Source organism: Flavobacteriales bacterium, from assembly GCA_013214975.1.
Classification (GTDB): domain Bacteria; phylum Bacteroidota; class Bacteroidia; order DT-38; family DT-38; genus DT-38.
This window is the reverse complement of record JABSPR010000222.1, coordinates 1-6,374: the sequence shown is the minus strand read 5'-3', so window position 1 is coordinate 6,374 and position 6,374 is coordinate 1. Positions and strand designations below refer to the sequence as shown.

General features: G+C 35.3%; 6 protein-coding genes. All 6 read right to left on the bottom strand.

Going from position 1 to position 6,374, the window contains the following annotated elements; genetic code table 11:
* Nucleotides 1-2,184, bottom strand: a 2,184-nt coding sequence (feoB, locus tag HRT72_07500; GenBank protein NQY67551.1) for a ferrous iron transport protein B, incomplete at its 3' end; no start/stop codon positions are given.
* A gap of 64 nt (nucleotides 2,185-2,248) precedes the next feature.
* Nucleotides 2,249-3,031: a hypothetical protein gene (locus HRT72_07495; GenBank protein NQY67550.1), complete on the bottom strand. Its 783-nt coding sequence runs from the start codon at nucleotides 3,029-3,031 to the stop codon at nucleotides 2,249-2,251.
* Between the two features lie 7 nt (nucleotides 3,032-3,038).
* The gene (miaA, locus tag HRT72_07490) at nucleotides 3,039-3,944 is read right to left on the bottom strand and encodes a tRNA (adenosine(37)-N6)-dimethylallyltransferase MiaA (GenBank protein NQY67549.1); all 906 of its coding nucleotides are present in this window, start codon (nucleotides 3,942-3,944) and stop codon (nucleotides 3,039-3,041) included.
* Nucleotides 3,945-3,952: 8 nt separating this feature from the next.
* Nucleotides 3,953-4,498: a hypothetical protein gene (locus tag HRT72_07485; GenBank protein NQY67548.1), complete on the bottom strand. Its 546-nt coding sequence runs from the start codon at nucleotides 4,496-4,498 to the stop codon at nucleotides 3,953-3,955.
* Complete coding sequence (locus HRT72_07480) at nucleotides 4,495-5,916, bottom strand: HD domain-containing protein (GenBank protein NQY67547.1); 1,422 nt, start codon at nucleotides 5,914-5,916, stop codon at nucleotides 4,495-4,497. Before HRT72_07480 ends, HRT72_07485 begins: the two co-directional genes overlap by 4 nt.
* Nucleotides 5,917-6,374: Sua5/YciO/YrdC/YwlC family protein (locus tag HRT72_07475; GenBank protein NQY67546.1), on the bottom strand; the 458-nt coding region annotated here is incomplete at its 5' end.

Genomic DNA, 6,374 nt, shown 5'->3' with positions numbered 1-6,374 from the left:
ACTAACTACAATTTCTTTTACAACAATTCCTGTAAGTAGACTAACCCCGATTTTCCAATCGAATCCAAGAGGCGCTATTGCTGGTTCTATGAATTTTCCAACACGGGCGATATAGGATTTCTCATAACGTTCCGACTCCTTCTGAAGAATAAGTTTATTTATTTCAACATCGTTTTCTATTCTATCTTGACTACTGAGTAGCTCTATCTGACTCTCATAGTCTTGTGAAAATTCAATGTTTCGTGGATAGTACCCAAGTGCCCAAACAAGTATAGATGCAATCATTACAACTCCAGTTATTTTACGTAGATACTGAGATGATTTCCACCACATATGTTTAAGTAGGCCTTTGAAAGATGGCATGCGATAAGGCGGGAGCTCCATTAAAAACTGATCTTCTTCAACATATTTGAAGGCGGTTTGTTTTAATATAAGAGCTGTAACTACGGCAATCGAAATTCCAAGAAAATATATTGAAAAGAGCATAATGCCAGAGTTATTAGGAAAGAATGCGCCTATTAATAATATGTATATAGGTAAACGGGCACTACATGACATAAACGGGTTTATAAGCATAGTTAGGATTCTATTGCTTTTACTTGTTAATGTTCTGGTAGACATAATTGCTGGAACATTGCACCCGAAGCCCATGAGCAACGGGATAAATGATTTTCCATTTAGTCCGATCATTCGCATAAGGCGGTCCATGATAAATGCGGTACGGGCCATGTAACCAGTATCTTCAATTAGTGATATGCAGAAGTAGAGAATAAGGATACTTGGAAAAAAGCATATGATTCCGCCAATTCCGCTAATTACACCGTTTAGAAGAAGATCCTTCAATGGGCCAGTCTCCATAATGGAATTTACGAAATTAGATAGTTCACCAACGGCATTTTCAATAAGTTGATTTGGGAATCCCCCTAGCGTAAAAGTGGATTGAAACATTAACCACATGAAGAATATAAATAGTGGAAAACCCCAGTACTTGTGTGTTAGAACCGCATCTATACTATCTGATCCACCAGTATCTTTGGATGGTCTGGAAGAGCTTTTCCGTAATACATTAGCAATAAACTGATAGCGCATATTAGAAAAAAGCTGTTCACCATCCTCGCTAAATTTTTCTTCTATTTCTATAATGCTTTTACTAGCTATATTATGAATTTCTTCGAAATTCTTACACGCTCTTAATCTTAAAATAGAGTAGGGGTCGTTCTCAAGAGCTTTAATCGCTAAGTATCTACTAGACACTATGTCTGTTAGTGCTTTGTTCTCTTTAGTCTCAATTATATCTTCTAACTTTTTTAAATGATTACCGAAATATTTATCGTAATCAATATGGAGCTTTTCTTTACTATCGTTAATAGATTTATAGCTGTTTATTACACAGCTAAAAAGCTCGTCTATTCCTTTTTCAGTAATGCCTACAGTTGGAATAATTGGCATTCCTAAATTATCAGATAGTTCGCTCTGGTTAATAACAATATTTTTCCCCTTTAATTCATCGTGCATGTTAAGGGCCAATACCATGTCGACGTTCATGTCTATTAATTGGGTAGTAAGAAATAAATTTCTTTCTAAATTGGTTGCGTCTACTACGTTTACGATAATATCTGGTTGCTTGTCAAGAATCCATTTCCGAGCAAACAGCTCTTCAGATGAACCTGTAGATAAAGAATAGATACCTGGCAAGTCGGTAATTTCAAGGGTATAACCTTCTCTTTGAAAAGTTGCTAGATGATAATCAACCGTTGCTCCATCAAAATTCCCGACGCGTCCATGTGAGTTTGATGCACTATTGAAAATTGTTGTCTTTCCACAATTGGGATTCCCAATTAGCAACACTTTTATCCTTTTACCTTTTTTTACAAAGGCAGGGTTGATCTTGTTTTCTTTTAATAATGAAGTTATTGTTTCACAGAATACTTGTTCTTGTTGTGTAGAGGTTTCAATTTCAATAAGCTCTGCTTCACTTTTGCGCAAAGAAATATTGTATCCCATAAGACTAAACTCAATAGGGTCGTTAAGGGGGGCTCGCTTTACAAGAAATACTTCATGGCCTTTAACAAATCCCATTTCTGTAATTCTTCTACGAAAGTCTTCCTTGCCCTTTACTTTAGTAATGACGGCTTTTTCCGAATGCTTTAGCTCAGATAATTTCATGCCTTGTAAAATTACCATTATTATTTAGAATTATTCTAAATAAGGGCTTGTACTTGAACGCAATTGGATTTTTTGAGTTGCCTTATTTGTTCATTAAAATGCTAAAACCACTATTTATTGTGAGGGATGGCGACAAAGTATTGAACTGTACAGAGAGATCTACATTGATATCACTTATTGGCTGATAGGAAGTTCCGATAATTAAATTGTGATACAATCTTCTAAAACGCGTGCGCATGCGAGAGTATTCTAAGAATAATTGTAGATTATCAATAAGATTAACGCTAGTAACTAAGGAATGGCTTCTACTGATGAATATAAAATTATATCCAGCAGAGAAACGGTTGGATAATGACTTAGTAAAGCTAAATGCCAAGTCTAGGTTGTATAGAGAGATGTTAAGATTGTCATTTTCTTTGTATTTAAATACAAAAGTGGGTAGGAATGCTATTTCTGGTAGAAACTTTTTTTCATGTAATAGATTAAATTTAAATCCATAATCGGGTAGGCTAAAGCTTCTAGTATCTATATCGGTATGCCAATTTAATTTTGTATTCGAAAGATTCAGTTTATTGTAAAATCTGAATTCAATCCTTTCACTTAGCCCAAAGCGAATAAGGATATCTGAATTTGCATGGATCCAAATGTATTCGTTGTTACTTGTTTCAAAACCAAATCCAGATTCTATTTGTACAGAGTGTTTTGGAACAGTCGTTGAACTGTAAGATACTGTGGGTCTATCTGAGCTAATTGTAATCTGAGCTTTAGTTGAATCGGATTTAAGTTTTAGAATAGAATCGGTAATGGCAAACAGACTGAAGTTTTGTGTAGATATAAGTAAAAGAATAATTAACGAAGTTTTCATTATTGATTCAACTTACTCTTTGGGCTATGAATTGAATAATCTGCTCATGTTCGTCTCTATTAAACCAATTTATTGTAGCGTCTCTTTTGAACCAAGTAATCTGGCGTTTCGCAAAATTTCGGTGATGTTGCTTTATTTTATCAACCGCAAATTTTAAATCCGTTTTATTTTCTAAAAAATCAAATAAAGGGGCATACCCAATAGCCTTTAATGCATTACTGTGCCTGTGTGCAAAGATAGCTTTAGCTTCGTTTAGCATTCCTTCTTTCATCATTTCATCAACTCTTAAATTGATTCTAATATAAAGATCTTCGCGCTCCATTTTAAGACCAATTTTAATAACATTGAAATTTCGCTTCTTACCTTGTTTAATCAATAAGTCTGAAAATGGTTTCCCTGTAATAATACATACCTCAATTGCCCGAATTAACCGAGTTGGGTTTTGTAAATCTATTGTTTCGTAAAGTTTAGGGTCGAGTTTTTTAATTTTATTTTGAAGCGATTCTATTCCTAAATCACTAAGCTCTTGTTCTAAATCTTTTCTCAGTTCTTTATTTGGCGTGGGAGTGGGGTCAAATCCTTTGCAAATGGCGTCGATGTATAAACCAGAACCTCCTGAAAGAATTAGCGTGTTATGTGTTTTGTAAAGTTTTTCAATTAGAGCAATTGCATCGTTTTCGTAATCGGAAACAGTATAGCTATCGTGTATCGACTTTGAATTGATAAAATGGTGTGGGGCTGCTGCTAGTTGGGTTGAAGTTGGTTTGGCAGTTCCAATACTGATTTCTCGAAACATTTGTCTCGAATCTGAAGAGATGATTTCTGTTCTGAAGTAATCTGCTATTTTTAAGCTGAGTTCTGTTTTGCCAATGCCTGTGGGGCCTAAGAGTACAATTAAGGTCTTTAATGGCATTCCTCAAGCTATTCGTTGTAGTTGTATCTTGCTTCACCATCATCTTCTTCATCTTCAAACCCAGACATAATATCGGCAATTTCACTTGCCACAGAATCACCTAAAAGTGTTTCGTCTGCATCTTTATCGTTTTGGTTTGGCGCTTCACCCATTTTCTTACTACATCTGGGCAATTCTTCATCACTGTCAATTTCTTCGATAAGTTCGATATAGAAGCACCACATAAGAAGAAAATCAAAAACATAAATCATTTTAGTTCCAGTACCTTCCATGTATAAACTTAATGATGTGTCTGCCATCATTGGTGCAGGTATTATACCCGCTTGCTCGTCAATTCCATCAGCGCTCGCCATGCTCATTAACGTAATCTCTTCACCTTTATCCCAGTCGTTGCTACTCATGTAAAAGGAAGCCATTTCCGTATTCTGGAAATTAAAAGATTCAAGAAGTGCTTTGTGAAGGTTTTCGAATGTGTCTTCCGAATAAATTTCCAACTCTCTCACAACATCCTTTTCGGTGTCGAGAATAACTTGATACCTGTATGCTTTTTTCATTTTTCTAATTGAATTTCAAGTCCTAACTCCGAAGATAGTGATTCCATGTATGTTATGGCATCTTCCTTCGTGTTAGCGATTTTCCCATCTAAAATGGCTTCTTTAATTTTTTCTTTAATAATCCCAATAGTTTTACCAGGCCTAATATTGAAAGTTTCCATAATGTCTTTACCCATAACAGGTGATTTCCAATTTCGGAAATTGTCTTCTTTCTGCACCTCTTTCATCTTTTCTTCAACCAGGATAAGATTTTCGGTATACCTAATTACTTTATTCTTGTTTTTAGAAGTGATATCTGCTTTTACAAGAATCATTAAGTCATCTATGTCTTCTCCTGCTTCAAATAACAATCTTCTAACAGCAGATGCACTAACTGTTTTATTCGTTAGAGCAATTGGTCTTAAATGAAGTAATACGAGTTTTTTTACATATTGCGCAGGAGCATCTAAGGGAAGTCTTAATCTCTGAAAAATACCCTTAACCATCATAGATCCTTTGTCTTCATGGCCATGAAATGTCCAACCTACTTTATTGTTAAATCGTTTAGTGGCCGGTTTTGCTATGTCATGTAAAATAGCAGACCATCTCAACCATAATTTATCTGACTTGGCTGCGGCATTATCAAGAACTTGTAGTGTATGAATGAAATTGTCTTTATGGCTCAGACCATTTTTTATTTCAATGCCTTTTAGCTTCACAAACTCAGGAAAAATCAAATCTAAAAGTCCTGTTTCGTCTAGTAGATAGAAACCGATAGATGGAATAGGGGATAGTATGATTTTATTAAGTTCTTCAGAAATGCGTTCTATGGAAAGGATCTTAATTCTTTCTCGATTCTCTTTTATCGCGTTTAAAGCGGATTCTTCAATCGTAAAGCCAAGTTGCGAAGCAAATCGAATTGCTCGGAACATTCGTAAAGGATCGTCGGAGAACGTAATCGAAGGGTTTAGTGGGGTTCTTAAGATTTTATTTTCGAGATCCTTAATTCCATCAAAGGGGTCTATTAATTTCCCATATGAATCCGAATTTAAACTGATTGCAAGGCAGTTTATTGTGAAGTCTCGTCTGTTCTGATCATCCTCTAATGTTCCGTCTTCCACTATTGGGTTTCGAGACTCTCTTTTGTACGATTCTTTTCGAGCCCCGACAAACTCTACACTATCATTACGATGATTTAGCATAGCCGTACCAAAGTTTTTAAATATAGAAACCTTTGTTTTGGGTAATTTGCTACTTACAGCTTTAGCCAATTGTATACCACTTCCAACAGTAACTACATCAATATCGTGCGATTCCCTTTTTAGTAGGATGTCTCGAACATAACCGCCGATAACATAAACTTCGTTTCCTTGTTCTTTTCCTGTTTCGGAAATGATCTTGAAAATTTCTTTATTTATATGTTCTTTGAAATTTTGCATCTACTCTCTAATCATCCTCAATTTCCCATCTTCTAATAGTTCTACTATTCTTGATGCACTTGTGTTTTGGCTTGCTTCTGGCAAATTTACAACATGATCTACGGCTGATAAAATTTTTTGGTCAATTTCAGAAAATGTTTTTGGTGATTTTCCCCCACTGATATTCGCGGACGTAGAGATAATGGGATGACCAATTTTCTTTATTATATCATGACAAATCCCTTTATCTACTAATCTAATGGCTATACTGCCATTACTTTTAGTGCAATTTGAAGCTAGATTCGTATAGTTTGGGTATATAATAGTTGTAGGCTTGTCTTGATTTTTTATTATCTCTAACGCTTCCTGAGGGACTTTGCTGACAATGCTCTCTAGCATTTCTAAATCGCATACTAGAATTACATAGCCTTTAGGCTCTCTTTGCTTTATTGCACCAATCTTGTCAATGGCCTCTTTGT